The following is a 26,587-nucleotide window of genomic DNA, read 5'->3' on the forward strand; positions in this document are numbered from 1 at the left end:
TGCATTATTCCGGCATAGCTCAGTTGGTAGAGCACCTGACTGTTAATCAGGTTGTCGTCAGTTCGAGTCTGACTGCCGGAGTCATTGAAATACTTACCGGTATTTCTTTTGCCAACTTAGCTCAGCTGGTAGAGCATCTCCCTCGTAAAGAGAAGGTCGTAGGTTCGACTCCTATAGTTGGCATAATAAACATTCGTTAAATGTTACAAAGCTTGATTTATCAACGTTTTTCGTGGGTGAGTTAAGCTTTGTTTTCGTTTATTAAGAAAAGTACTGCACACGGTTCTGCACATCAAAATAAAAATGTGCAGCCAAAATCTTAATTGGTTTGATCTGGCTTCATGTCTGGCTGATTCCACGCTTAAGAAACGTTTCGGGCTTTATGATGTTGTTTAACGGCTATACTTTGATTGCAATCAGCATCTATTGTTGGTGGAAGCTGAAAATCAAAAGGCAAAGTCAGGGGATTGTTAAAGAAAATACGGCAATTGGGCAAAATATCCAGCGAATTGTGATTACTTTACCTAAGCGAGTAGAATATCATGCCGGTGATTTTTATTTTCTTTCCTTTCAAAAACAAAATAACCGCTTCAGCGAACCACATCCATTTTCGGTAGGTTCGGCACCATCTGAGCATCCAAATGAGGCCATTTGGTTTGTTTGATCAAGAGATTACAGAGGCTAATGGGCCAATCGTTCTGTATGGAATGGGAGCAGGGATGGTTCCGTTGCTTGGTTTGGCACAGCAGTATGCCAATAAAAAGAAAATTCATCTTCTCTGGACTGGTCGATTGGCCAAAGAAGATGAATATCAAAAAATCTTAAGATCACTGGCTGACAAAGGTGTTCAAATTGAACTCAAGGATCACCGTTTTTCAAAAGATGAGTTGAAAAGTATTTTTGATCCAAATGAGGTACAGACGGCACGACTGATTATAGTCGGTCCTTCGTCAGCGGTACTTTCAACGCGCCGGATCCTAAAAAAAATCGGTTTTAAAAATAATCAACTAATTGATGAACGCATGACGCTGTAAAAGTTTTGAGGATTAAGCAAATTGCCTACCTCAAGGCTTTTTATTTTGGCCAGGCTTGACTAAGGGCCTTTAACAGAGGCTGAACGACGCGACGCTCACTTTTAAGGTAGGTACCATAGATCTCCATTTCATTTTTAGGATCATCAATATCAACTGTGACGCGCGGATCGCCATTGAAACGATTTAACGTATCCGGCAATGCCTGGGTAAGGTTAGAGACGAAAAAAGAGAACCGTGAGTACTGACTGATTGTATTCATTGCATTAATGCTGTTTTGATACAGAAAGTCGGCCTGGGGGATGTTGTCTTCAACAATCTTGCGCCAAGTACCGATGTCCTGGAGCACCAAAAAAGTCATTCCAGTCAAATCCTTAAACGAAACGGCCTTTTTTTGTGATAGGGGATTAAATGGATCAATTTCGAGTTTCAGATATTCGCGGCCAAGGTAAAATGACTCTAGATCATCATTTATAATCTCATGATCGGTAAAAATCAGCCGCTCTTTTAGATTCTCCAGATCTGAGGCAACGTTATCTGGATTGACCAGTTGCCAGTTGATGACTGGTCTGGTAGGCATTTGATCTTTTAAAAAGTTCAACAGACCAATGGGGCCGGGAATTATTGAAGCTACGGTAAACTCATTTCTTAATCGATCATAATTAAGCACTTTATCGGTAAAATCATCAACGTTTTTTAAGAGCTTGGCAGCTTCATTGGCAGCCAACAGACCAGTATCATTAAGCTTGATATGATTACTAACGCTGCGATCAAATAGAGTGACACCTAACTCTTCTTCCAAACGTTTCATGCCGCGTGTCACGGTTGGCTGCGTAATCATCAGGTGCTCCGCGGTGGCGCTAAGTGTACCGTAGCGCTTAAAGGCCACCAATTCCGCTAGCAGTTCAAGATTGACTGTCAAATTGATCACTCCAATCATTGCTATTCTCTATCTGTATAGTAGCATACTTAATCAGTAATTTTTAAATTTTATTGCAGGCGTTATATTAAGAACATAATCAATAAAGCAAAATCAATTCAAAAGAACAAGGAGATTTTTTATGGAATACGTAACTTTAAATGATGGTAACAAGATGCCACAATTGGGCTTTGGCGTTTTTCAGGTTCCTGATTTGAATCAAGCTGAACAGGCAGTCAGCGATGCACTTGATTCAGGCTATCGACTGATTGATACGGCGGCTGCCTATGGTAACGAAGAGGCGGTTGGTGCCGCCATCAATAAGAGCAGCATTAGTCGTGATGAGATTTTTGTTACTTCCAAGCTTTGGGTTGATCACTTCACTTATGAAAAGGCTAAGCAGGGAATTGATGACTCACTGCGCAAGCTGAACCTAGACTACATGGATCTTTATCTGCTGCATCAGCCATATGGTGATACAGCCGGTGCATGGCGCGCTTTGGAAGAGGCACAAAAGGCTGGTAAGATCAAGTCAATTGGGGTCTCCAACTTTGCCTCTGATCAAATGATGAATCTGGAACTGATGGCTAACGTCAAGCCAGCTTTGAACCAGATTGAGGTCTCACCTTGGTATCAAGAAACGAATGAAGTTAAGTTCAATCAGGATCAAGGTATCCAAGTTGAAGCCTGGGCACCATTTGCGGAAGGCAAGCACGACATCTTTACTAATGAAACGATTGCAGCAATTGGTGAAAAATATGGCAAATCCAATGGTCAGGTAATTTTGCGTTGGCTGCTGCAGCGTGGCATTGTGGTCATTCCTAAGTCGGTTCACAAGGCTCGGATGCGTGAAAATATCGATGTTTTCGACTTTGAGCTAAGTTCAGCTGATATGCGATTGATGGCAAGTCTTGACAAAAATGAGAGTCAGTTCTTTGATCATCGTGATCCAGCGGCTATTGAAAGCATCTTTGGTCAAAGCCTCAAAGCATTACGTAACTAATGTATCAACTATATATAAGGAGGAAACTTTTATGAAGGCAGCTGTATTTATCGCTCCTGGTCAGATTGAAGTTAAAGAAGTCGCTAAGCCGGTAATTGATGGTAAGAATCAAGCGATTATCCGTGTAGTGCGGGCAAGTGTTTGTGGATCCGATTTATGGTGGTACCGCGGTATTGCCAAGCGAGAAGCCAATACGTTGGTCGGTCACGAGGCAATCGGGGTTGTTGAGCAGGTCAGCGAAGACGTTAAGCAGGTTAAGGAAGGCGACTTTGTAATTGTTCCGTTTACTCATGGCTGCGGTCATTGCGTGGCCTGCTTAAATGGCTTTGAAGGTAACTGTCTGAATCAAAAACCAGGTTCTAATGGCGGCTATCAAGCAGAATATATGAAATACGAGCCGGCTGATTCTGGATTGGTTAAGATCCCAGGTATGCCTGCTGATTATACTGATGAGCAGTTGGCCTCTCTGCAGACGCTTTCCGATGTTATGGCAACCGGCTTTCATGCAGCTAAGAGTGCCGAGGTTAAGCCAGGCGATACGGTTGCGGTAATTGGTGATGGCGCAGTTGGTCTGTGCGGCGTGATCGGTGCCAAGCTGCTGGGAGCTGAAAAAATAATCTTACTCAGTCACCATGAAGATCGCGCGTCGTTGGGCAAGGAATTTGGTGCTGATGAAATTGTTGCTGAAAAAGGTGAGGATGCCGTCAAGCATGTCTTGGCACTGACTAAAGAAAATGCAGGTGCCGATGCCGTTTTGGAATGCGTAGGTGCCGACAGCTCCATTGAACAGGCTGGCCAAATTGCTCGTCCTGGAGCAGTGATCGGTCGGGTAGGCGTGCCGCATGCCGAACCCAAATCCAACCTGCTGTTCTGGAAAAACATTGGTTTGCGTGGTGGCATTGCTTCAGTAACCAAGCCAGACAAAGAAGTGCTGCTCAAAGCCGTTTTGGATGGTCAGATCAACCCAGGCAAAGTCTTTACCAAGAGTTTTGATCTCGACCACGTAGCTGACGCTTATGCTGCCATGGATCAGCGCCAGGCCATTAAATCGCTGCTGGTCATTGGCAACTAGTAGCAGTCTGCTAAGCGCTGCTTTTGAATTATGAAACCCTCAAGATGTCTTTCTTAATCAAATTAAATTTTGATGATATAATCACCTAAAAGACATAAGAGGGGCGAAACTAATGAGCAACGTGGATGTGGATATTGAAGAGATCCGCCAGCTGACGCAAAGAGGACTCAATGAGCTGTTGGAACAGGCTAAACTGGAGTCTGGTGATCTGTTTGTCTTGGGATTGAGTACCAGTGAGGTTCAAGGCAAGATGATTGGCAAGCATTCCAATATTGAGATTGGCCGCACAATCGTCAAAACGATTCTAGAAACGCTAACGCCAACGGGGATTCATTTAGCCGTGCAGGGTTGTGAGCATCTAAACCGAGCATTGGTAGTCGAAAAATCCGTCGCCAAAGAAAAAGGATTTGAGATCGTCAACGTTTTTCCACAGATCAATGCTGGGGGAGCCGGTCAGATAGCCGCTTTCGAGAATTTTGACGATCCAGTTGAAGTTGAGCATATTATTGCTAATGCAGGTATGGATATCGGCGACACGTTTATCGGCATGCACGTCAAGTTTGTTCAGGTGCCGGTACGTACATCAGTCAAAGAAATTGGTCAGGCTCATGTGACCTACCTGCGCTCGCGGCCAAAATACATCGGCGGGCCACGAGCAAAGTATGAGTGGGATCCATTTAACGAAAAGTAAAAAAGCAGTCTTGAAATTGTGCATCTGCATGATTTTAAGGCTTTTTTTTAGCAAAAATCGCAACAAATAATTGTTATCGCTTACAATTGTCTTTAATGATAGTTTTATTAACTAACAGTATAGATTAGCATTCAATTTTAAAATTTTGTGAATATTTATTACTTTTTAAGATGCCGTGTAAGCGATTTCAAAAACCTGTGATATCACGATTTACCTTTTGAAATACCGGCACTTGGTTTGACGGAATGAAGATAAACAGTATATAATAGTAAACGTTATTTTAAGGAAATTATTACTTTCCTTTAATCTTTTGACTTTTTCAATAATTTGACTGAGCTTTTATTAGATTCAATCAAAATTTGGAGGAAATGGAATGGATAAGCAAAAACAATTAGACACGTCCTTCTTTGGGCAACCAAGAGGACTGGCTACGCTGTTCTTCACTGAAATGTGGGAACGGTTTAGTTACTACGGGATGCGTGCCATCCTGCTGTTCTATATGTACTATGCCGTCAGCAAAGGCGGTTTGGGTATGGACCAGGCAACGGCTGCTTCAATTATGTCAATCTACGGCTCACTGGTATATCTTTCCGGTGTAATCGGCGGCTGGCTTTCTGACCGGCTTTGGGGACCAAGAAAGACCGTCTTTATTGGTGGAGTTTTGATCATGTTTGGTCACATTGCCCTGTCACTGCCGGCAGGAACGACGGCGCTTTATGCTTCGATTATTTTGATCGTTATCGGGACGGGGCTTTTGAAGCCAAACGTTTCTGAAATGGTCGGGGGTCTGTATAGTGAGGAAGACCGGCGACGGGATGCCGGGTTCTCAATGTTTGTCTTCGGGATCAACTTTGGGGCGGCTATTTCACCAATCGCGGTTCCTTGGGCTGCCAACGGTTTTGGCCTGCACCTGTTTGGCAACGAAATGAACTTCCATGCTGGTTTCTCGCTGGCTGCGATCGGGATGTTCTTTGGCCTGCTGCAATACTACATTGACGGTAAAAAGTATCTGTCAAAAGACAGCCTGTATCCAGATGACCCGATTGACAAAGAAGATCTTAAGCCAATTATCAACTGGACGATCGTTGCTGTAGTTGTCTTGGCAATCATTCTTGGTCTGATGGGAGCCATGGGTCAGCTGAACATCAATAGCATCATCAATTTGATTACGGTTATTGCAATTGCTTTACCGATCATCTACTTTATCATGATGCTCAACTCCAAGAAGGTTACCAAAGTCGAAAAATCACGGGTCGTAGCTTACATTCCGTTGTTTATCGCTGCTGCAATCTTCTGGGCAATTGAAGAATCCGGTTCGGTTGTGCTGGCATTGTTTGCTGCTCAACGGACGGTTCTGCACATTGGTGGCTGGCACTTTGCTGCTGCCAACTTCCAGACGCTGAACCCGCTGTTTATCATGATTCTGACGCCATTCTTCGTTCACCTGTGGAGTCACTGGAAAAATCAGCCAAGTGCTCCTGGTAAGTTTGCTGCCGGTCTGGTTATCGTTGGCCTTTCATTTGTCTGGATGGCACTGCCTGGCTTGATTCACGGTACGACTTCTGGTCGGGTCAGTCCATTATGGCTGGTCGGTTCATGGTTTATCTGTGAAATCGCCGAAATGCTGATCTCGCCAATTGGTTTGTCAATTACGACTAAGCTGGCACCAGTTGCGTTCCGCTCACAAATGATGAGTATGTGGTTCTTGGCCGATTCTGCCGGTCAAGCCGTCAACGCACAAATCGTTAAGTTCTACACGCCAGGTACGGAAATCCAATACTTCCTGATCGTTGGTGGCGTAGCAATCGTCTTTGGGATTGTGCTGTGCTTCTTTGTTAAGCGAATCCACGGCTTGATGGAAGGCGTTGACTAATAAAATTAATTAGCGTTCGCGATTTGTTTCGCGGACGTTTTTTATTTCATCTCGGATTATGTTATCCTTACTTTCAAGGGGGGATCGAGAATGATTAAGCTGGCAGTCAGCAGCGATAATCACCTGGATGTCAATCGGATTTTATCAACGCGAGCTTTGCATATTCAAGCAAGCTGGCTGTTAAGGCATGATATCGACTACTATCTGTATGCTGGTGATCTTTACAATAATTTTGGACGAACGCGGCGCTATTTTGCTGCTTTACAACGTTTGGTTGGAGAACGGGTTCAGATCTATTATGTCCTGGGAAATCATGATATGCTGTCGCACGCGTCATACCAAGACGTTGAGCACCTGGCGGATCCAATGTATCTGCACAATCAATACGTTGATCTGCCAGGGACAGACTGGCGTCTAATCGGCAATAATGGCTGGTATGACTACTCATTTTCTGACTATGCTCAGCAGCCACAGAAAGTAGCTCAATGGAAAAAGATCTACTGGGTTGATGCTGCAGTCAAACAGCCCATGCCTGATTCGCAAAGAATGGGGTTGGTGCTGAATCAGGTTGAGCAGCAGCTGGCGATGGCCCAGGCGGCTGGCAAAAAAGTGATTTTTTTAACGCATTTCGCACCTAGAAAAGCTTTGCTGAGTCCCAAACCGTCATTTGTCCAAAGCCAACGACAGCTGAGAATCTACCAGATGATCAATGCAATGATGGGCAGCGAGCGTTTAGGCGAGCTGTTGGAAAAGACCCCAAACGTAAAGTATGTCTTTTATGGTCATCTGCATGGCATTCATGATCCATTAAAAGCAGCCCATCTGGTTTATCTTAATCAGGCGGTTGGCGTCAAAAAAGCCAAGCGAACCGAGTGGCAGTATGATAAGTTTGCGGAGCAATGGGAACATCGTTTGAAGATAATCGAGTTAAATAATTAAAAAAGGGCTTGCTTTTATTGGCTAAATTAGTTATTATAATTATTGTTGATTGTTACTGATTGTTTTCATTAACAGTTAAGCTCTTATGGAGGAGTAGCGAAGTGGCTAAACGCGACGGTCTGTAAAACCGTTCCTTCGGGTTCGGCGGTTCGAATCCACCCTCCTCCATTATTATTGGGCTATAGCCAAGTGGTAAGGCAACGGTTTTTGGTACCGTCATGCGCTGGTTCGAACCCAGCTAGCCCAACTGATAAAGCATCGCGCTGGCGGTGCTTTTTTTGTACGCTTTTTTATATTTTCGTGAAAAGAGGGTTAAGATGCCGAAACAGGGACAGTTTGCCAAATCGTTTCGTCCAAAAAAACTGAATGATTTTAAGGTTAAGCGTCATAGTCAAGGAGCCGTGATTGATGAGACACAGATGACAGATTTCTTGACGATCCGTTTTGCCTTGACGATTAAAAAGAAACTGCCAATCGTCCAACGCGAGTCTGCACAACGACTGTTGCAGGAGATCGCATCGCGTTTGCGGAATCAGGATGGCCGGCTGACTGATTTAATGGCTGAATTGATTGTCGAGCTTAATGCCAAGACGCCATGGCAGTTTTTTTGGCAGATCAGCGATTTTTGGCCGGTGCTGCAAAAATTCTTGCAAAAAGAGGTGCCAGCCGTTCCGCTTAGTCAACGGATTTTGATTAAGCAGACGTTGAGTCAGGCTGAATTGGAACGCTTGCTGGGCCAGGCTCTGGCTAAAAAAACGGCAGCTGCGATGCTGCTAGGGCAGGACCAGGCTGAGACAGAAAAGATTAACCAACTGGCCGTGATGATGATGGCCGATTTGTACGAGGAAACGCATTTGAATTGGCAAAAGGTTCGCCAGCTGCTGGCTCCATTTAAATTTTCGATTGACAATGAGCTTGATGAAACAACCAAACAGTGGCTGCGGGATTTGACTGCATTGTGAAAATAAAAACGTGCATTCTGGCTTAATTTGATTTATAATACTAATACTAATTTTAAGTAAGTTAATAAAGGGCTGTGGCGGAGCTGATTGCCATAGCCCTTTTTGCGTGCTTTTTTAAACTTGAGGAGGGATTTCTTTGCACGACAGACATCCATACTGGGCCATTTTTTCAGTGGCCTTAATGACTTTTATTGGTGTTTTGAACGAGACCTCGATGAACGTTGCCTATCCAGTCTTAGCCAAGGAATTTGGCGTCTCGCTTGATGTTGTTCAGTGGATTACGGGTGGCTATCTGCTGATGGTGACGATTGTAATGGGGACCACGGCTTATTGCTTAAGACAGTGGGCCGCGCGCTGGCTGCATCTGGCAGCGGTTTCGGCATTTATGATTGGAGATCTGCTTTGCGCTTTGGCCGTCAGTTTTCCAATGCTTTTAGCCGGACGGTTGATTCAAGCAATTGCGACGGGTTTTTCAACTCCCATGATGTTCTTTTTGATTTTTACTCAGATTCCGCGTGAGCGCTTAGGTGTAATGAATGGAATGGCGGGAATGGTAATCTCTTTGGCACCAGCTTTAGGCCCGACTTATGGCGGCGCCGTACTGGCGACTGGATCTTGGCGCGTCATTTTCTGGCTGATTCTGCCGCTTGCACTGTTGAGTCTGATTGCTGGTCAATTGACGATTCGCAACCAGCCGGTTGGTAATTCGCAACCGTTCAGTTTTTTAGCACTGCTTTTGTTGGCTGGCAGTCTGTTCAGCATCATCACTGGCGTTGCTAGGTTCGGTAATTCGGGCTGGACAAGTTCATGTGGGATGCTTTTATTACTTGGCTTGATTCTATTCGTCGGATTTGTCTGGCAGAATAAGCGTGGCAAGACACAGTTGTTTGACTTAAGCGTTTTTTCGCAGATTACCGTGCGGTTTGCGGAATGGACTTATTTCAGCCTGCAGTTCATCAATATCGGTGCATCGTTGGTACTGCCGATCTATTGCGAGTATGTTTTGCACGCGTCATCATTGACTGCGGGAATGGTCTTACTGCCAGGATCGCTTTTAGGGGCGGTGATGGCACCACTCTCTGGCTTTTTGGCAGATCGTTATGGGTATGGATTGCCGACTCGCATAGGCAGTGTGTTGATCGTTTTAGGGACAGTAGGCTTGTTGGTCTTCCAGGCTTATTTGACGCCGCTGTATGTAATGGTACTTTTCATCGTAATGCGACTGGGCTTTAATGCGGCTTTTTCCAATACGATTGCCAATGCTTCAACGTTAGTATCGAAAGAAAAATCAACCGATGTTAATTCAATCTTTAATATGACGCAGCAGTTTGCTGGTTCATTAGGGGTTGGGGTGATGACGGCTTTAATTGCTCTCAATCAAAATAACGGCCAAGGATCAATGGCAATTAGAACCTTTAAAGGCAGCCGGCTTGATTTTGGACTGCTGGTAGTCTTGGCCATCAGCGTCTTAGCTGCTGTCTGGCTTAACTTTTCTCGCCAGCAGCGATTGAAGAACGCCGCCGCTAAATGATACGTCAATAAAATAGCCAAGCCGTTCGCTTGATGATCATCAAAATGATATAATTTTATTTGACACTTAAATCGGCAAAAACTTGCCAGAAAGAAGAAAAATTGCCATGATTGCGCAGATACAGCATTTTTTGGTTGACCAACAGATTTTCACTTTGTTTATCTGTTTGGCGCTCGGTTATGTCCTGGGAAATATTAAACTGTTTGGGAGCAACTTTACGCTTGGCTCAACTGTAGGTACGCTGGCAGTGGCATTGGTTGTAGGTCAGGCCGGAACCTTTCCACGTGATAAGATGCTGGGAACGATCTTTTTTGGCGCCTTCATGTTTTCAATCGGTTACCGAATCGGCCCTTCGTTTTTGGTCAGTATGAAGTTGTTTGGAGGGCGAATGATTGCCGTGAGTCTGTTTTGGCTGTTGGCTGCTTTTCTGACCTCATGGGGCTGCTTTATCCTGTTTCATCTGGGACCGGGCGTGGCTACCGGAACGATTGCCGGTTCATTGACACAGTCGGCCACGGTTGCCAGCTCGTTGCAGGCATTGGAAAATCTGCCAATCAGCAAGACACTGCGACTGTCTTACGAGAGCCAGTTGCCGGTAGCCTATGCGCTGACATATGTTTTTGGAACCCTGGGCGTGATTATCCTGCTGCGCGATGTTGCGCCACGTTTGTTAAAGATCGATGTTCCCAAACAGGGAGATCGGATGGCTAGAAAATATCATTTTCACGCGCCCGCTCCTGATCCTACCTGGCGTCGAACCTACCGCCTGGCTGCTGAGTCGCCGCTGGTTGGCAAAAAGATTCGTGAAATTAACGAATTCTTTGATTTGCGCTTGATTGCGCTGGCAGCCTTTCACCAAGATCGCATGACTGACAAGCTGGAATACGTTGTGCAGGCAGGTGATCGCCTAACTTTAATTGGTTATGCATTGCATTTTGATGATCTAACGGGAATCGCTGGGCTGACGGAGGTTTTAACGCCAACCAACGCCCCGCGAGAACGTAAATTCGTCCTTGGTAAAAACTTTGATCCCGGTACACTGGCCAGGATCCGGCAAAATGGCGTCTTTGTAAACATTCACGATCCGCTGAGTGGTCAAGAGCATCTGATCAATCAGCTAAAGCCCGGTGATGTGATCTCATTGACTGGTAATACCAGTAAATCGGCACCCTTACTCAAAAAGATTGGGCGTTGGCATACCAGTGAACAGGCCATCAACTATACGGTTTTTTCTTTGGGAATTGCTGGGGCTTCGCTTTTGGGCCTGGTCGGGATCAAGGTCAATGGCATGCCGCTGCAGCTGGGCAACGGTACAGCGGCCTTGATCATGGGGCTTTTGCTCAGCAGTTGGATCGATCGGCATCACGATTATCGCTCGATTCCAGCAACGGTAACTTCTTTTTGGCAGAGCTTTGGCCTGACCGTTTTTGTCGGCAGTGTTGGTCTGGAGTCGGCCCAAGCTTTTACCGGTGCGATTAAGTCGTTGGGCTTTGGCATTCTGCTGATTGGTGCCCTGGTTTCAGTTGCCCCGCATCTGCTGACTTTGCTGTTTGGCCGCTTCGTACTGCGCGTTGAACCACTGGCCCTATTAGGAGCGCTATGTGGTTCGGGAACCGTGGCAGCCGCAATGAATGATCTGGCTGAACAAGCAGGCCTGGAAGGTGGGGCTTATCTTGCTTCTGCATTTACGCCGGCATTTGTTGTTGGTAATATAGGTATTACGTTATTGGGACCTTTGTTTGTGGCAATTTTGTCATGATGGTCATTATCAGAAAGGTTGAGTTTTTTTATGAAACAGTTCTTTACCGTTTTAGGCGGCATGGGTACGTTGGCAACCGAAAGCTATTGTCGACTGCTGGACGAGCGTACGCCAACGCATCGTGACCAGGATTATCTTGATTACATGATTTTGAATCATGCAACGGTTCCCGATCGAACGGAATGGATTTTAGATCACCACAAGCCTGACTATAATCCGCTCTTAATCGAAGATATCCAACAGATCACGCCGCTACAGCCGGAATTTTTTGTCTTAATCTGCAATACGGCCCACTACGCTTTTGATCGTCTGCAGGCAGCGACTTCGATTCCAATTCTTAACATGCTGCAGGAAACGGTCAATGAGATCAAAAATATTGCGCCGCATGCCAAGCGAGTCGGCGTTTTGGCAACGCGAGGCACGATCGCATCGGGCCTGTATGATTCTTATATTCAAAATGCTGGCTATGAAGAGATCAAGCCCACGCCAGCAATTTTGGATGCTACGGAAGATTTGATCTACCATGATATTAAAGAGGCCGGTCATTCCGATGGCAAGAAGTTCCATGAATTGGTTCGGACGATGATTGAGGATCAAAATTGCGATGTGGTAATCTTAGGATGTACTGAGCTTTCATACGCCAATGAAATGAATCCTGAAACTAAATTTCCCGTTGCCGATTCGCAGTCGATCATTGTCGACCGTTCATTGGAGCGAGCCTTGGCGATCCGCAACGGCAATCAATAAAATAAAACGACAGTCCATGCAAATTGGCTGTCGTTTTATTTTTGTGCAAAGATTTAATGCTAAATTGGTCTAGGCTAACTTATATTCGTGTTAAAATAAAAAAGATAAACCGTGAATGAATGGTCTGAAAAGAGGAAAAAATATGGGATCACCGGTATATATTCAAATTCATAATCAATTACGTGAAAATATTGAAAATGGTCATTGGAAGGTTGGACAAAAAATCCCAGCTGAACGTGAATTGGCAGCTGAATTTGGCGTTAGCCGCATGACGCTGCGCCAAGCGATTCAAACGCTGGTTGATGAAGGGGTCTTAGAACGGCGCGTTGGCTCAGGAACGTTTGTCGCCAGTCGTAAGGTCCAAGATAAGATGGCCGGTGTAACCAGTTTTACCGAATTGATGCTTGCTGCGGGGAAAAAACCCTCCAGCAAGACGATTTCCTATCATTTGACGACACCTTCGCAAAGTGAGATTGAAAGACTTAAATTGGAACCAGATGAGCGCGTTTTGCGAATGGAGCGCATCCGTTATGGCAATGAGATTCCAATCTGCTATGAGGTTGCGACTGTCCCGGCAAAACTGGTGGAAGATTTCAGTAAAACCGAGATCACCTCATCGTTTTATCGTACCTTGGAAAAAAAGGCCAACCTTTATCCCGGCCATGCCGTACAATGGGTTTCAGCAATCAGTGCGACTGAAAAGATTGCCGAGTATCTGCGGATCCGGCGTGGTGACGCACTGCTGCATTTGATTCAGCTTTCCTATCTGCAGGATGGCCGGCCATTTGAGTATGTCCATACCCAATATGTCGGCAGTCGTTTTGAATTCGTGTTAGAAAAATAAGAGGAATTTATATGAAGTTTGATTATCCAGATGACAGTATCGCTCTGCATACCGATGCCTACCAGCTGACCATGATGCAGACTTATTGGCAAAAAGGCATTGCCAATCGTCACGTGGTTTTTGAGGCCTTTTTCCGTAAGATGCCGTTTGGAAATGGCTATGCGGTTTTTGCCGGTTTAAGCCATATTATTCGCTATTTGAACGCTCTGCATTTTTCAGATTCCGATATTGAATATCTCAAGTCGACGCAGCAGTTTGATCCGAAGTTTATTGAATATCTGCGCGGCTTTAGATTTAAAGGAACGCTGCGCAGTGCGGTTGAAGGTGATCTGGTATACAGTCATGAACCGATCATTCAAGTTGAGGGGACGCTTTTAGAATGCCAGCTGGTTGAAACGGCCCTGCTCAATATTATTAATTATCAAATTATGATTGCCACTAAGGCTTCCCGAATTAAGTCAGTCGTTGGCGATCAGCCAGTAATGGAATTTGGATCGCGGCGGGCGCAGGAATTTGATGCGGCAATCTGGGGAACGCGGGCTGCTTATATTGGTGGATTCGATGCGACCAGTAATCTAAGGGCTGGCAAACTGTTTGGCATCCCAGTTTCTGGTACGCATGCTCACGCGCTCGTGCAGGCCTACCGTAATGATTATGATGCTTTTAAAGCCTACGCGCAGACCCATCATGACTGTGTTTTCTTGGTTGATACCTTTGATACGCTTAAAAGTGGGGTTCCCAATGCAATCAAAGTCGCCGATGAGTTTGGGGATGCTATTAATTTCCAAGGCGTCCGAATTGATTCTGGCGATATGGCCTACCTTTCTAAAAAAGTGCGGCAAATGCTGGATGAAGCCGGCTATCCAAATGCTAAGATTTTTGCTTCTAATAATCTTGATGAACGAACGATTATGGATCTACAGCGGCAAGGCGCCAAGATCGATGTTTGGGGAATCGGCACCAAACTAATTACCAGTTATGATCAGCCAACGCTAGGAGCAGTCTATAAGATGGTTTCCTTAGAAGATGAGCATGGTCAGATGGTTGATACGATCAAGCTTTCCAATAACGTGACCAAAATGTCGACGCCTGGTAAGCACCAGGTTTGGCGAATTACCGATCGAGGCAGCGAAAAGAGCGAGGGCGACTATGTAACACTGGCTGATGAGGATCCGCGCCAGCTGGACTCGCTTTATATGTTCGATCCTAACTATCCATTCTTGAACAAAACAGTTGAGGATTTCATTGCACGACCATTACTAAAAGATATTTTTGTTGACGGTCAGCAGGTCTATCAAGAACCAAGTATGAATGAAATTCGCCAGGCTCGGCAGCGGCATCTGGATCGTCTGTGGGAAGAGTATAGGCGAAACCTCAATCCAGAAGTATATCCGGTTGACTTATCGCAAAAGTGCTATGACAATAAGATGAAAATCATTAAAGACGTTAAGGACTATATTAAGCATTTGAACTAGGATCTAGACTAAAGAGGGAAAAATATGCGCAAGTTGCAAGAAGAAATCATTAATACCTTGGCCGTAACGCCATCAATCGATCCAGCAATCGAGGTCAAGCGACGCGTTGAGTTTTTAAAGGACTATCTGAAGAAAACTGGGTTAAAAACGCTGGTGCTTGGCATCTCCGGAGGTCAAGACTCGAGCCTGGCAGGACGGCTTTCCCAGTTGGCGGTAGAAAGCCTGCGAGTAGAAACCACAGATGATGCCTATCGTTTTATTGCTGTCCGGCTGCCTTATGGCGAACAGGCCGATGAAGCCGATGCAATGCTTTCGATCAATGAATTCATCAAGCCTGATCAGACCATGCGCGTTAACATCAAGCCTGCAGTTGATGCCATGGTTGCTGCGGTTGAACAAAACGGGCTGCAGATTAGCGACTTTAACAAGGGCAACGTCAAAGCTCGGGAGCGAATGATTGCCCAGTATGCGATCGCCGGTGAATTCAGCGGGGCAGTCGTTGGTACCGATCATGCCGCTGAAGCAGTTACTGGCTTTTACACAAAGTTTGGCGATGGCGGGGCCGATATTACGCCGTTGTCACAGCTGGATAAGCGCCAAGGCCGCCAGTTGCTAGAATATCTAAAGGCGCCAAGAGTGCTCTATGAAAAGACGCCGACTGCTGATCTGGAAGAAGATCGGCCAGCTCTGCCTGATGAAAAAGCATTAGGCGTTACGTACCAAGCAATCGATGACTATCTGGAAGGTAAGCCGGTTTCAGATCAAGCAGCCGCCAAAATTGAAGGCTGGTATCTTAAAACCAAACACAAGCGTCACCTGCCAGTCAGTCCCTTAGATACCTGGTGGAAAGATTAGCCTTGATATAGGGTCCAGGATCGGCCATTGCCGAATGCTGGGCCCTATAATGATTAATTGACCATTGAAACAAAATATTAAAAAGAAATGAGTTACAGATTGCTATGGAAAAAAATGATCTTAAATTAATGAGCCAGCAGCTGCCAGAATTAAGAGATCGGCAGATTGAAGCCGCTTTGAGCCTTTTGGAAGCGGGCAATACGATTCCATTTATTGCCCGTTATCGAAAAGAGGCAACCGGCAGTCTTGATGAAGTTCAGCTGCAGGGGATTCAAGAACAGTGGCATCGGGTAAAGAATCTGCGCGATCGTCAGCAGACCGTGATCAAGGCAATTGAAGAACAGGGCAAGCTGACATCAACTTTAAGAACACAGATTGAGACGGCTACCGAGCTAAACGTTGTCGAAGACCTATACCTGCCTTATAAGAAAAAACGCCGAACTAAGGCGCAGATTGCTCGTGAACAAGGCCTGCAGCCACTTGCCAACTGGATTTTTATGGCTAAGGGTGATGATCTGGACGGGAAGGCTGCTGAGTTTATCAGCCAAGACGTTCCCAACGTTCAGACAGCCTTGGAAGGGGCCCATGAGATTCTGGCCGAAACGATCAGTGAAAGCAGCACGATTCGCGCCTGGCTGCGCAGCTATACCAAGCAGCATGGCGAATTGATCGCGACAGTAAAAAAAGACGGCCAAGAACTTGATTCAGAAGGCGTCTATCAACAATATTATGATTTTTCCGCGCCGTTATCCGCAATGAACTCCTATCGTGTCCTAGCCATTAATCGTGGAGAAAAGGCCAAGATTTTAAACGTCAAGATTCTTGCTGATGAGCAGATCGTGCAGAACTATCTGAATTTCCGGCTGGTGAAAAAAGGCAGTGCCCAAAAGGCCGCTGAGTTTGTCAAAAATGCGGCTGCCGATGCCTACAAACGTTTCTTGGGGCCAGCAATCGAACGGGAACTGCGGCGAGAATTGACTGATCAGGCTGATGAGCAGGCAATCAAGGTTTTTGGTGAAAATCTCTATCATTTACTGATGCAGGCGCCAATCAAGGGCAAGGTGGTTTTGGGCTTTGATCCAGCATATCGGACAGGCTGCAAATTGGCGGTTTTAGACCCAAATGGCAAGCTGCTCAAGGTGGCTGTCATTTACCCGCACAAGCCAGCACCAGAAAATCAGCGTCAACAGGCGGAAGGACAGCTGCTGCAGCTGATTGAGGACTACCAAGTTGAGATGATTGCAATCGGTAATGGGACGGCCAGTCGTGAATCAGAACGTTTCGTGGCGCAGACAATCAAAAAAATCAAGCGCCCCGTTTATTATGTAATTGTCAATGAATCTGGCGCGTCAGTCTATTCAGCCAGCCAAGACGCACGTGACGAATTTCCAGAACTGACGGTAGAAAAGCGCAGTGCCATCAGTATCGGCCGGCGTCTTCAAGATCCATTGGCCGAGTTGGTAAAGATCAGCCCAGAAGCCATTGGCGTTGGTCAGTATCAGCATGATCTGCCTAAGACGGCACTGAAAGTTGAACTGGATGCCGTAGTCGAGCGGGCCGTCAATCGGGTCGGCGTCAATCTTAATACAGCAAGTTATCAGCTATTGGCGCACATTGCTGGGCTGAATACCACACTGGCAAAAAACATCGTGCGGTATCGCAATGAAAATGGCCGTTTTACCAGCCGCATGCAGCTAAAATCGGTTCCCCGCTTAGGACCAAAAGCATTTCAGCAGGCAGTGGGCTTTTTGCGAATCGTGGATGGCGATGAGCCGTTGGACAACACCGATATTCACCCTGAAAGTTACGTGATTGCCCGCCAGCTGCTGCAGGCAGCCGGCATCGCTAGTGAACTGGGATCAACGACAGCTGCCCAGCGGCTGCGACAATTAGACATCAATTCGTTTGTTAGTGAAAAAGTTGGACCAGCAACGCTTAAAGACATCATTGCCTCACTTTGTGAACCAGGACGAGACCTGCGTGACTCATTGCCAGCACCGCTTTTGCGTCAAGACGTTTTGACGATTGAGGATCTAAAGCCGGGAATGCAGCTGCAGGGGACGGTTCGCAACGTTGTGGATTTCGGTGCCTTTGTTGATGTGGGCATCAAGCATGATGGATTAGTTCACGTCTCGCATCTGACCAGGAAGTTTATTAAGGATCCGCGTCAAGTCGTAGCAGTTGGCGATATCGTTGACGTCTGGGTGCTGAGCGTAGACTTAAAACGTCAGCGCGTACAGCTGACGATGGTTCAGCCAAATGAGTAACCGAATGACTGACGAAGAACTGCAGAGGCTGACTCAGATCTGGTCGTTGCAGGCTTTTCAGCGGCCGTTTAAGCACCGGATCTGGTTTAATCGCCGTTTAAAGACTACCGGTGGCCGCTATCATTTAAAAGATCATCATATCGATATCAATCCCTTAATGTATGAGAGGTTTGACCTGGCCAATCTGCGCGGCGTCGTACTGCATGAGCTTTGTCACTATCATCTGCATCTAGCTGGTCATGACTGTCATCATACCCCTGAATTCAAGGCGCTTTTAAAACGCGTGGGTGGTCTGCGCTATGCTCCAGCAGTTAGGCAAGCCGAGAAGCAATTTAAATGGATCTATCAATGTAGCGGCTGCGGCATTCGAATTGGTCGCATGCGGCGTTTTGACGTGCAGCGTTTTGTCTGTCGGCGCTGCGGCGATCATTTTGAACTTTTAACTCAAAAATAGTTTGCCAACAAGTAGCATTTCTGGTAAAATGTTATTTGTTGATGCGGCAGTGGCGGAATTGGCAGACGCGCAAGATTAAGGATCTTGTGGTCGTTTTAGACCGTGGAGGTTCGAGTCCTCTTTGCCGCATTATTATTGCACTTGGCGATAGTCAGGTGCTTTTTTTAATGATTTTGAGTTCGCCCTTGAAAAGCAGGGGCGGACTTTTTTATTGGTGGATTTTTAAGATTTAAGGTGACCTTCCAATTAGTTTAGTAAATTTTTTAGTGAAATAATACTGTTTTACCGTTCATGAAAGCGCTATACTAAATAGACAGAGAATAATTTGATTTGAGGAGGCGCTTTTTAATGCAAGCAGATTTAAAATGGCTGGATGATCCACAGACGTTCCGGGTCAATCAGTTGCCCGCCCACAGTGATCATCAATGGTATCGTGATTATGCCGAGGCTGATCAGCAAAACAGCAGCTTTACCCAGAGTTTGGATGGTCAGTGGCGCTTTGCCTTTGCCAAGGATCCGCAAAATCGCATTAAGGAATTTTATGCACCGGACTATGATGTCAGCAAATGGGATCTAATCAAGGTTCCCAGCATGATTGAATTAAACGGCTATGCTCAAAACCAATACACCAATATCTGGTATCCATGGGCCGGCAAGATCTATCGGCGTCCGGCCTATGCCTTGAGCCCTGATGATCTTCAAGAAGGATCGTTCAGCCAGGGGACTGATAATACCAATGGCTCATACGTCAAGCACTTTGATCTGAGCGAATCACTGCGTGGAAAAAGCGTTCGGGTTAGGTTTGAGGGGGTTGAGCGTGCGATGTACGTCTGGCTGAACGGCCATTTTGTCGGCTACGCAGAAGACAGCTTTACGCCCAGCGAATTTGATCTGACGCCTTATTTGAAAGACACGGACAACGTTTTGGCAGTTCGCGTATATAAACACAGCACGGCTTCTTATCTGGAAGACCAAGACATGTTCCGTTTTTCAGGAATCTTTAGAAGCGTCAAGCTGTTGGGTCAGCCTAAGCTGCATTTGGAAGACTTGGATCTTAAGCCGCGCGTGACCGATGATTTTAAAAACGGCATCTTTAACGTGGATCTAAAGCTGCAGGGGCAAGCTGGTCAGGTTTTGATCAAAGTTCTTGATGCACAGGGCAAGTTGGTTGTTGATGAAAGTAAGCCCGCCGCAGAACGCGTTGCCGTACATGACATTAAAGTTAAGGATGCTCATCTTTGGGACAATCATCACCCTTATCTTTACCAATTGTTTGTCGAGCTGCGCGATCAAGCTGGTCAGCTTCTAGAGGTCGTTCCTTATCGATTTGGTTTTCGGCGCGTAGAAATCAATGCCAATCACGTGGTCCTGCTCAATGGTCAGCGCTTGATCATCAACGGCGTTAACCGTCACGAATGGAACTGCCGGACGGGCCGCTGCGTAACGATGGCCGACATGGAACAGGATATGGCCACGTTTAAGGAAAACAACATTAATGCCGTACGAACCTGCCATTATTCAGACCAGATTCCTTGGTACTACATGTGTGATCAAAACGGAATCTACATGATGGCGGAAAACAATCTGGAAACACATGCGACCTGGCAAAAGATGGGGCAAGATGAGCCGTCGTTCAATGTTCCTGGCTCTATTCCACAATGGAAAGAAGTCGTAGTTGATCGGGCGCGGACCAACTATGAGACGTTTAAGAACCATACTTCAATCTTATTCTGGTCGTTGGGTAACGAATCATATGCCGGCGATAATCTGGTTGCAATGCAGGAATTCTATAAAGAGCATGACGACAGCCGCTTGGTCCACTATGAAGGCGTCGTGCACACGCCAGCCTATCGCGATCGGATTTCTGATTTGGAAAGCTGGATGTATCTGCCACCAAAGAAGGTTGAGGAATATCTGCAGAATAATCCCGACAAGCCGTTTATTGAATGCGAGTACATGCACGACATGGGGAATTCAGATGGCGGCATGGGGTCATACATTGAATTGATCGATAAGTATCCGCAATACGTTGGCGGATTCATCTGGGACTTTATCGATCAGGCACTGCTGGTTCACGATGAGATCAGCGGTCAGGATGTAATGCGCTATGGCGGCGATTTTGATGATCGTCACAGTGACAATGAATTTTCCGGCGATGGGCTGATGTTTGCCGACCGGACGCCAAAACCAGCAATGCAGGAGGTAAGATACTACTATGGACTGCACAAATAAGATTCACGTCGTTTATGATGATGGCCTGTTGGGACTGAACGGCCAGAACTACCAATATCTGTTCAGCTATGAAAAGGGCGGTTTGGAGTCAATGCGTTTCAACGATAAGGAATGGCTTTATCGACCGCTTTATCCAACCTATTGGCGAGCAACAACCGATAATGACCGTGGTAACGGCTTTAACTTTAAGAGTGCCCAGTGGCTGGGAGCAGATCTGGCACCTAGGTGTATCAATATTGACCTGACCGTAGATGACCGTCACTTTGATCAGCTGCCGATTGCTCCATTGACCAATCAGTTCAGCAACCATGAATTTGCTGATCAGGTTAAGATTGAGTTTACTTACGAGACAGCAACCAATCCAGCAGCGCAGGTCAAGGTAGCCTATGCGATTGATGCCAGCGGTAAATGTCGGATTACGGCTCATTACTTTGGTCAGGCGGGGCTGCCAGAACTGCCCGTCTTTGGTGTGCGGCTGATCATGCCGACTTTGGCAACTGAATTTGAATATGATGGCTTGTCTGGTGAAACCTATCCCGATCGAATGGCAGGGGGAATCAAAGGTACCTGGCATGTTGATGGAATTCCGGTAACGCCTTATTTAACCCCACAAGAAATGGGGATGCACATGCAAAGCTCACGGCTGAAAATTATCCGCAATCAAACCCAAAATAACGCCGACCATGATGAGTGGCCGTTTGCCCTGACTATCAAGCAGACCGAGCAGCCATTCAACTTTAGTCTGCTGCCATATACCGCTTCAGAATTGGAAAATGCAACGCATATTGAAGAACTGCCGCTCAAACGTCGTACAGTCTTAGTAGTGGCAGGGGCCGTGCGTGGCGTTGGGGGAATTGACAGTTGGGGTGCCGATGTTGAGGAACGGTATCACCTGCCAGCTGATCGCGACTATCAGTTCAGTTTTGAAATTGAGCCAGCAACAATTGAATAGATTTGATGAAAATGGGAATTTGATTAAAGAAGTTCCCATTTTTTATTTTTGCAAGCAGTTGGCGGGTGTAAAATTGATCATGTTAGTTTGCATAAAGAGAGGGAAAAAGATGTTAAGCATATTCTGGTCAAGCCTGTCAGGAGTCTTGATCATCTTAATCATGATTGCAGCAGGATTTGTTATGAATGAGCGGCACTGGTTTACGCCTGACTCACCCAAGGCTATTTCAAAGATTGTTACCCAGGTTGCCTTGCCGACTTATATGATCAGTACGATTACAACCAAATTTACGGCTGCCGAGTTAAAGACGCTTTTGCCGGATCTGCGCTATCCGGTTTTATCGATGCTGATCCTGTTTGCATTGTCATTTGCCGTTGCTAGAGCATTGGCTATCAAAAAGAGCCACATTGGTCTGTTCAGTTCGATGTTTTTTAATTCCAATACGGTTTTTATCGGCCTGCCGATCAACCTGGCTCTGTTTGGCGCGCGTTCAGTTCCATACGTGCTGGTCTACTACATGGCCAATACGACTTTCTTTTGGACGCTAGGCGTTTGGCTGATTCAGCATGACGGTATGCAAGCAGCTAAGATTGATTTTAAGCAGGCGTTGGGCAAGCTGTTCTCGCCACCGCTACTGGGCTTTATGCTGGCGGTTGTTTTGGTGGCATTGCATATTCGGCTGCCTAAGTTCATCATCAGTACCTGCGCTTATCTGGGCAATTTAACGATTCCAATGTCAATGCTGTTTATTGGTATCGTGTTGTCCAATGCCGGCCTGTCAAGAATTCGTTTTACGCGCGATGCCTGGGGGATTTTGCTGGGCCGGTTCTTATTGGCACCGTTGCTAATGACGATTTTGGTACTGCCAAGCAACATGCCGATAATGATGAAGCAGGTCTTTATTCTGCAGGCGGCAATGCCGGTCATGACCAATGCACCGGTCGTTTCGCGAATGTATCATGCTGACTATAACTATGCCGCGATTATGGTAACTGAGACTACCACGCTTTCAATCATTGTGATTCCAATTTTAATGGTAGCAATTAAAACCTTGGTCCATTAATGAATCAAGTCGCTGAATCTTTTAAGCATAGATAAAAATAAGCGGTCAGCCTGTCGAGTCTAGACAGGCTGGCCGTTTGGCATTTATCTTTAAGAAAAAGTTTTATTGGTCTGATTAGTCGTTTCAATTGGTGATTTGCGTTATAGTTAAAGAAGCAGCATAAGGGGGAAGGTTAGTGATGACGGCAACACTGGTAATCGTTAGGCACGGTCAGAGTCAGGCCAACAAGGATAACGTTTTTACGGGATGGAGCGACGCACCGCTCACCAAGTTGGGAATTCAGCAAGGCAAACAGGTTGGCGATCAATTGGCAAAACTGGGCCTGCAGTTTGATGACGTGCACGTTTCTTACATGCAGCGGGCCATTATTACGGCCAATTTGATTTTAGATAAAATCGATCAGCTTTGGTTACCGATTCATAAAACCTGGCGACTGAATGAGCGTCATTATGGGGCCTTAAGTGGCTTAAACAAAGATGCGGTCAAAAAAGAGGTCGGCGCGGCAACTTTGCATCATTGGCGGCGCGGCTTTTTGGAGCGGCCGCCAATGCTTAAGAAGCGTACCCATGAGCGACGCTATGACCGTTTAGGAGTAAAGGTACCGCTTAGCGAAAGCCTCAAGATGACCCAAGAGCGGCTATTGCCATATTGGCAGGATCAGATTGCCCCACGACTTTTAGATGGCAGAAATCAGCTGATCGTTGCGCATGGCAGTTCGTTGCGAGCTTTGATCAAATATCTGGATTCGATTGCTGACGATCAGATTGATCAAGTTGAGGTCCCAAATGGTGAGCCGATTTTATACCGGTTTGACGATCACTTGAACATTATCGAGAAAAAAATTATTACGGATGGTGAACAGCATGTCAATTAAAGAAATTTCCAACAATCCTACGCTGGCTGGTCAAGTCAGACTGATTGAAGATATCGTCTATTCAGCTGCTGATGGCGAGGCGCAGAAAATGTCGATTCTGGCACCGTGGACGCAACGCTACAAGGATCTGCCACAGGAAAAACGACCACTGCTGGTTTTTGTTCAGGGCAGCTCTTGGACGACCCCGACCTTGGGTGAAAAGATTCCTCAATTAGTTCAATTCGTCCATGCCGGCTATATCGTGGCAACCGTTCAGCATCGCAGCGCTTTGGATGGCCATGCGTTCCCAGCTTTTTTGCAGGATGTCAAAACCGCGATTCGCTATCTGCGGGCCCATGCAGCTGAATATCAGATCGATCCTGACCGGGTTGGCATCTGGGGAACTTCATCCGGTGCCAATGCTGCTCTTTTAACCGCACTGACGCCGAATGATCCGCGCTACCGGACAGCTGACTACGCTGATCAGTCGGATGCCGTTAATGCCGTAATCAGCTGCTTTGCTCCAACCGATGTCGAAGATACCTTTAAGTTTTCTAAAAACGTGCCTGGCTCTGATGCCATGCAGTTTTGCCTGTTTGGCACCGATCCGGCGAAATGGCCAGCCATCAAGCGGGAAATGAGTCCATTATATCAAGTCAAGGATAATCAGCAATATCCGCCATTTCTGCTGATGCATGGGGATGCCGACCAGACCGTGCCATATCATGAAATGGAAGATATGTATCATGAATTGGAGAAACATCATGTTGCCGTTGAGGCCTACCGAGTTCATGGTGCCGTTCATGAACGCGACTTCTGGAGCCAGCAGATCTATGACATTGCTCGCGAGTTTTTGGATCGCAACGTTAAATAAACAAAAACTCATTGCCTGATTGGACAATGAGTTTTTTATTGCAGATATTTAGGCTAAAGTTCCCATTGGATCCCATGGCTTAAGGACGATTGGTTCTTGAGCCTGGTCAGCCTTGAGCTCATCACTGAGATATTTTTTATTGACGACGATCTGGTAGACGTATTGATCCATCCATTCATCACTCATAACGAAATAACCTTTTTCACCGACTTTTGGCCCCCATGAGTTCTCAACTTTCCATTTGGCTGGCTTGCCATCGACCAGATCAACCCCAGTCAAGACCATGGCGTGATCCATCATTGACTGATGATAGTCCAGCATGTCGGCTTTGTTCATGGTCAGTTTTGTATCAAACAGATCTTCATAGCCATACGTGTTGAGCGCCAGGATGCCCAGTTTGGTCTCAGAATATTTGACAACGTCAGAGCCAAACCAGACGCTTTCGCCGTTTTGCAGTTGCTTGATGGCCAGTTCTTTTAATTCCTTCATTGAAAGGTTTAAGTGCTTGACTTGACGACCGCCAACCACGTTCCCCAGCATCTCGATCGTATAGGTCTTGTGGTAGGCCTTGTCCTTAGTTGGGGCTTGGATAATGGAGACGTATTCACTTAGATCCCAGCCAACGTACTTATCGAAGAATTCAACCGGTGTCAGATTGCTGTCGCGATGGAACTGCTTGTCTTTTTTAGTTCGATATTCAAAATCAAAGGTCTGTACCGGTTCGCCAAAAGCATAGGCCAGCATGCGGTAGACAGTGTTGAGCATTTCTTTGCGCGTGGCATTGATCTGAGCTTCGCTGGCCTGATCATGGACCAATTGGCGCAAAATTACGGCATCATGGCGCAATTGATTGTTCAAAACGGCATTGATTTCGTTTGAGCGACTGGAATTGTAGGTTTCGGGCTGAGCTGATTTAGGTACGACTCCGTATTTTTCAATCAATGCGCACAGCATATCCCATTGACCGCCATCAGATTGGGGCGCGTCTAAAAGCCAGGCTACCTTGCGATCGTCAATATCCAGATTGGCAGTTTGAATGATGTTTTCATAAAACCAGTTGGCCTTTTCAAACTTGTCCCAGAAAAAGGCATAAGATTGCGACAACTCGAAATCATCCGGCAGATTAAAGCGATTCTGCATGTTGTGACGCATCGTGTTTAAAGCGGCAAACAGCCAGCAGCGTCCCGACTGCTTTTGATCGGCGACGTCACCGGTTGCCAGATCGATTGAGAAGTGCTGATCATTGTCGGCGATGGCGTGCCAGTCAAAGCTGGCAGCCTTGACCCCGTTTTTGGCTACGGCCCGTTCAAGAATCCGAGTATCCTGGCGGTTGGCATAGTCTTGCTTGAAATCTTTCAGTTGGTCGGCATTAATGACAAAACTCAAAAAAATCACTCCTTTAAGATATTGATTTAATTATAGTCGAATGTCCGATTCAAGCCAAAAAAGTGATCAAAAAAAGGCTCACCGGGCATTCTGCGCGGTTGAGCCTTTTAATATTAACGGGCATGCAGGATTTCTGGCCCGTTTTGACGACCAACGATAACGTCATTGACCCGGTTTAAGAATAAGCCGTGCTCAACAACGCCAACCATGTGAATCAGTTCTTCAGCCATGGCTTTTGGGTCATCGATTTTGCCCAGATGCAGATCAATGATGTAGTCATTTTCATCGGTACGGTAGCGCTGATCGCCATCCATTCGCCAAGTTGGCTGGTAGCCCTTGGCAGCCAGCTTGTTAAAGACATGCTGAGCACCGAATGGGATCACTTCAACTGGCAGTGGAAAGGCCCCCAGCTGGTGAACCATTTTGCTTTCATCAACAATCCACATGTAATGTTCGGAGATGTCGGCAACGATCTTTTCCCAAAGCAGGGCGCCACCGCCACCTTTAATGCCCTGGAAGTCATCGCTGATCTCGTCAGCACCATCAATCGTAAGGTCGATGTGGTCGACTTCATCAATATCTTTGATGGTGATGCCAAGACTTTGCGCCTGCTTGGTCGTACGGTTGGAGGTGGTGACGCCGATGATGTTCAAGCCTTCATTTTTAACGCGTTCGCCCAACGCGTCAACCATATAGCGAACAGTCGAGCCAGTACCCAAACCAACGATCATGCCGTCTTTGATGTATTCAACGGCAGCTCGGCCAACAAGCGATTTCAATTCATTTTGGTCCATATAGAACGCTC

At 46.2% G+C, this 26,587-nt stretch carries 24 protein-coding genes and 5 tRNA genes; 26 read left to right on the forward strand and 3 right to left on the reverse strand.

The window, feature by feature from the left end; genetic code table 11:
* The first annotated feature begins 8 nt into the window (after window positions 1–8).
* The 4 genes from ACLUWI_RS06945 to ACLUWI_RS06960 all read left to right on the forward strand — a co-directional run bounded on the left by ACLUWI_RS06945 (window position 9) and on the right by ACLUWI_RS06960 (window position 1,034).
* Window positions 9–81, forward strand: a tRNA-Asn gene (locus ACLUWI_RS06945).
* Between the two features lie 29 nt (window positions 82–110).
* Window positions 111–183: transfer RNA gene (locus ACLUWI_RS06950), tRNA-Thr, on the forward strand.
* 145 nt (window positions 184–328) lie between these two features.
* Window positions 329–664, forward strand: coding sequence for a hypothetical protein (locus ACLUWI_RS06955; protein ID WP_412146721.1), 336 nt, complete (start codon window positions 329–331; stop codon window positions 662–664).
* Window positions 657–1,034, forward strand: a complete 378-nt coding sequence (locus ACLUWI_RS06960) for a hypothetical protein (protein WP_412146722.1) — start codon at window positions 657–659, stop codon at window positions 1,032–1,034. The genes ACLUWI_RS06955 and ACLUWI_RS06960 overlap by 8 nt, the downstream gene beginning before the upstream one ends.
* A gap of 40 nt (window positions 1,035–1,074) precedes the next feature.
* Here ACLUWI_RS06960 and ACLUWI_RS06965 read toward each other — a convergent pair whose 3' ends face one another.
* A complete protein-coding gene (locus ACLUWI_RS06965) occupies window positions 1,075–1,962 on the reverse strand; it encodes a LysR family transcriptional regulator (RefSeq protein ID WP_412146755.1) in 888 nt (295 codons plus the stop codon).
* Window positions 1,963–2,092: 130 nt separating this feature from the next.
* Here ACLUWI_RS06965 and ACLUWI_RS06970 point away from each other — a divergent pair, with 130 nt between their 5' ends.
* The 22 genes from ACLUWI_RS06970 to ACLUWI_RS07075 all read left to right on the forward strand — a co-directional run bounded on the left by ACLUWI_RS06970 (window position 2,093) and on the right by ACLUWI_RS07075 (window position 24,396).
* Window positions 2,093–2,953 (forward strand): aldo/keto reductase, encoded by an 861-nt coding sequence (locus ACLUWI_RS06970; RefSeq protein ID WP_412146723.1) that lies wholly within the window; start codon window positions 2,093–2,095, stop codon window positions 2,951–2,953.
* A gap of 31 nt (window positions 2,954–2,984) precedes the next feature.
* A complete protein-coding gene (locus ACLUWI_RS06975) occupies window positions 2,985–4,025 on the forward strand; it encodes an alcohol dehydrogenase catalytic domain-containing protein (protein ID WP_412146724.1) in 1,041 nt (346 codons plus the stop codon).
* A 112-nt stretch (window positions 4,026–4,137) separates the two neighbouring features.
* Entirely contained in the window at window positions 4,138–4,716 is a 579-nt protein-coding gene (locus ACLUWI_RS06980) for a TIGR01440 family protein (protein WP_412146725.1), read from the forward strand.
* Between the two features lie 373 nt (window positions 4,717–5,089).
* Entirely contained in the window at window positions 5,090–6,589 is a 1,500-nt protein-coding gene (locus ACLUWI_RS06985; protein WP_412146726.1) for a peptide MFS transporter, read from the forward strand.
* Window positions 6,590–6,679: 90 nt separating this feature from the next.
* Window positions 6,680–7,528 carry a metallophosphoesterase gene (locus ACLUWI_RS06990; protein WP_412146727.1) on the forward strand — a complete coding sequence of 283 codons (849 nt, stop codon included), beginning with the start codon at window positions 6,680–6,682 and terminating at the stop codon, window positions 7,526–7,528.
* 87 nt (window positions 7,529–7,615) lie between these two features.
* Window positions 7,616–7,696: transfer RNA gene (locus tag ACLUWI_RS06995), tRNA-Tyr, on the forward strand.
* Window positions 7,697–7,703: 7 nt separating this feature from the next.
* Window positions 7,704–7,775, forward strand: a tRNA-Gln gene (locus tag ACLUWI_RS07000).
* Window positions 7,776–7,845: 70 nt separating this feature from the next.
* Complete coding sequence (locus ACLUWI_RS07005; protein ID WP_412146728.1) at window positions 7,846–8,490, forward strand: hypothetical protein; 645 nt, start codon at window positions 7,846–7,848, stop codon at window positions 8,488–8,490.
* A 181-nt stretch (window positions 8,491–8,671) separates the two neighbouring features.
* On the forward strand, window positions 8,672–10,021 hold the full coding sequence (locus tag ACLUWI_RS07010) for an MFS transporter (protein ID WP_412146756.1): 1,350 nt from the start codon (window positions 8,672–8,674) through the stop codon (window positions 10,019–10,021).
* 106 nt (window positions 10,022–10,127) lie between these two features.
* Window positions 10,128–11,780, forward strand: coding sequence for a TrkA C-terminal domain-containing protein (locus ACLUWI_RS07015; RefSeq protein WP_412146729.1), 1,653 nt, complete (start codon window positions 10,128–10,130; stop codon window positions 11,778–11,780).
* Between the two features lie 30 nt (window positions 11,781–11,810).
* Window positions 11,811–12,527 carry an aspartate/glutamate racemase family protein gene (locus tag ACLUWI_RS07020; RefSeq protein WP_412146730.1) on the forward strand — a complete coding sequence of 239 codons (717 nt, stop codon included), beginning with the start codon at window positions 11,811–11,813 and terminating at the stop codon, window positions 12,525–12,527.
* A 142-nt stretch (window positions 12,528–12,669) separates the two neighbouring features.
* Complete coding sequence (locus ACLUWI_RS07025) at window positions 12,670–13,371, forward strand: GntR family transcriptional regulator (protein WP_412146731.1); 702 nt, start codon at window positions 12,670–12,672, stop codon at window positions 13,369–13,371.
* Between the two features lie 11 nt (window positions 13,372–13,382).
* Window positions 13,383–14,846, forward strand: a complete 1,464-nt coding sequence (locus tag ACLUWI_RS07030; protein ID WP_412146732.1) for a nicotinate phosphoribosyltransferase — start codon at window positions 13,383–13,385, stop codon at window positions 14,844–14,846.
* A 24-nt stretch (window positions 14,847–14,870) separates the two neighbouring features.
* Window positions 14,871–15,701, forward strand: a complete 831-nt coding sequence (gene nadE / locus ACLUWI_RS07035) for an ammonia-dependent NAD(+) synthetase (protein ID WP_412146733.1) — start codon at window positions 14,871–14,873, stop codon at window positions 15,699–15,701.
* 104 nt (window positions 15,702–15,805) lie between these two features.
* A complete protein-coding gene (locus ACLUWI_RS07040; RefSeq protein ID WP_412146734.1) occupies window positions 15,806–17,968 on the forward strand; it encodes a Tex family protein in 2,163 nt (720 codons plus the stop codon).
* Between the two features lie 4 nt (window positions 17,969–17,972).
* Window positions 17,973–18,422 (forward strand): SprT family protein, encoded by a 450-nt coding sequence (locus ACLUWI_RS07045; RefSeq protein ID WP_412146757.1) that lies wholly within the window; start codon window positions 17,973–17,975, stop codon window positions 18,420–18,422.
* A gap of 43 nt (window positions 18,423–18,465) precedes the next feature.
* A tRNA-Leu gene (locus ACLUWI_RS07050) sits at window positions 18,466–18,551 on the forward strand.
* 219 nt (window positions 18,552–18,770) lie between these two features.
* Window positions 18,771–20,654 carry a glycoside hydrolase family 2 TIM barrel-domain containing protein gene (locus ACLUWI_RS07055; RefSeq protein ID WP_412146735.1) on the forward strand — a complete coding sequence of 628 codons (1,884 nt, stop codon included), beginning with the start codon at window positions 18,771–18,773 and terminating at the stop codon, window positions 20,652–20,654.
* Window positions 20,638–21,606: a beta-galactosidase small subunit gene (locus tag ACLUWI_RS07060; protein WP_412146736.1), complete on the forward strand. Its 969-nt coding sequence runs from the start codon at window positions 20,638–20,640 to the stop codon at window positions 21,604–21,606. The genes ACLUWI_RS07055 and ACLUWI_RS07060 overlap by 17 nt, the downstream gene beginning before the upstream one ends.
* 109 nt (window positions 21,607–21,715) lie before the next feature.
* Window positions 21,716–22,669 carry an AEC family transporter gene (locus ACLUWI_RS07065; protein WP_412146737.1) on the forward strand — a complete coding sequence of 318 codons (954 nt, stop codon included), beginning with the start codon at window positions 21,716–21,718 and terminating at the stop codon, window positions 22,667–22,669.
* Between the two features lie 178 nt (window positions 22,670–22,847).
* Window positions 22,848–23,543, forward strand: a complete 696-nt coding sequence (locus ACLUWI_RS07070; protein ID WP_412146758.1) for a 2,3-bisphosphoglycerate-dependent phosphoglycerate mutase — start codon at window positions 22,848–22,850, stop codon at window positions 23,541–23,543.
* A complete protein-coding gene (locus ACLUWI_RS07075) occupies window positions 23,533–24,396 on the forward strand; it encodes a prolyl oligopeptidase family serine peptidase (protein ID WP_412146738.1) in 864 nt (287 codons plus the stop codon). Before ACLUWI_RS07070 ends, ACLUWI_RS07075 begins: the two co-directional genes overlap by 11 nt.
* 48 nt (window positions 24,397–24,444) lie before the next feature.
* Here ACLUWI_RS07075 and ACLUWI_RS07080 read toward each other — a convergent pair whose 3' ends face one another.
* Window positions 24,445–25,782 carry an aminopeptidase C gene (locus tag ACLUWI_RS07080; RefSeq protein ID WP_412146739.1) on the reverse strand — a complete coding sequence of 446 codons (1,338 nt, stop codon included), beginning with the start codon at window positions 25,780–25,782 and terminating at the stop codon, window positions 24,445–24,447.
* A 113-nt stretch (window positions 25,783–25,895) separates the two neighbouring features.
* Complete coding sequence (rpiA, locus tag ACLUWI_RS07085) at window positions 25,896–26,576, reverse strand: ribose-5-phosphate isomerase RpiA (RefSeq protein WP_412146740.1); 681 nt, start codon at window positions 26,574–26,576, stop codon at window positions 25,896–25,898.
* Window positions 26,577–26,587 lie beyond the last annotated feature (11 nt).

It is taken from the genome of Limosilactobacillus mucosae (assembly GCF_046939755.1).
Lineage (GTDB): Bacteria > Bacillota > Bacilli > Lactobacillales > Lactobacillaceae > Limosilactobacillus > Limosilactobacillus mucosae_A.

Coding starts and splice junctions, on each gene's coding strand:
- ACLUWI_RS06970 (WP_412146723.1), top strand. CDS start 2,093: ATGGAATACGTAACTTTAAATGATGGTAACAAGATGCCACAATTGGGC.
- ACLUWI_RS06975 (WP_412146724.1), top strand. CDS start 2,985: ATGAAGGCAGCTGTATTTATCGCTCCTGGTCAGATTGAAGTTAAAGAA.
- ACLUWI_RS06980 (WP_412146725.1), top strand. CDS start 4,138: ATGAGCAACGTGGATGTGGATATTGAAGAGATCCGCCAGCTGACGCAA.
- ACLUWI_RS06985 (WP_412146726.1), top strand. CDS start 5,090: ATGGATAAGCAAAAACAATTAGACACGTCCTTCTTTGGGCAACCAAGA.
- ACLUWI_RS06990 (WP_412146727.1), top strand. CDS start 6,680: ATGATTAAGCTGGCAGTCAGCAGCGATAATCACCTGGATGTCAATCGG.
- ACLUWI_RS07005 (WP_412146728.1), top strand. CDS start 7,846: ATGCCGAAACAGGGACAGTTTGCCAAATCGTTTCGTCCAAAAAAACTG.
- ACLUWI_RS07010 (WP_412146756.1), top strand. CDS start 8,672: ATGACTTTTATTGGTGTTTTGAACGAGACCTCGATGAACGTTGCCTAT.
- ACLUWI_RS07015 (WP_412146729.1), top strand. CDS start 10,128: ATGATTGCGCAGATACAGCATTTTTTGGTTGACCAACAGATTTTCACT.
- ACLUWI_RS07020 (WP_412146730.1), top strand. CDS start 11,811: ATGAAACAGTTCTTTACCGTTTTAGGCGGCATGGGTACGTTGGCAACC.
- ACLUWI_RS07025 (WP_412146731.1), top strand. CDS start 12,670: ATGGGATCACCGGTATATATTCAAATTCATAATCAATTACGTGAAAAT.
- ACLUWI_RS07030 (WP_412146732.1), top strand. CDS start 13,383: ATGAAGTTTGATTATCCAGATGACAGTATCGCTCTGCATACCGATGCC.
- nadE (WP_412146733.1), top strand. CDS start 14,871: ATGCGCAAGTTGCAAGAAGAAATCATTAATACCTTGGCCGTAACGCCA.
- ACLUWI_RS07040 (WP_412146734.1), top strand. CDS start 15,806: ATGGAAAAAAATGATCTTAAATTAATGAGCCAGCAGCTGCCAGAATTA.
- ACLUWI_RS07045 (WP_412146757.1), top strand. CDS start 17,973: ATGACTGACGAAGAACTGCAGAGGCTGACTCAGATCTGGTCGTTGCAG.
- ACLUWI_RS07055 (WP_412146735.1), top strand. CDS start 18,771: ATGCAAGCAGATTTAAAATGGCTGGATGATCCACAGACGTTCCGGGTC.
- ACLUWI_RS07060 (WP_412146736.1), top strand. CDS start 20,638: ATGGACTGCACAAATAAGATTCACGTCGTTTATGATGATGGCCTGTTG.
- ACLUWI_RS07065 (WP_412146737.1), top strand. CDS start 21,716: ATGTTAAGCATATTCTGGTCAAGCCTGTCAGGAGTCTTGATCATCTTA.
- ACLUWI_RS07070 (WP_412146758.1), top strand. CDS start 22,848: ATGACGGCAACACTGGTAATCGTTAGGCACGGTCAGAGTCAGGCCAAC.
- ACLUWI_RS07075 (WP_412146738.1), top strand. CDS start 23,533: ATGTCAATTAAAGAAATTTCCAACAATCCTACGCTGGCTGGTCAAGTC.
- rpiA (WP_412146740.1), bottom strand. CDS start 26,576: ATGGACCAAAATGAATTGAAATCGCTTGTTGGCCGAGCTGCCGTTGAA.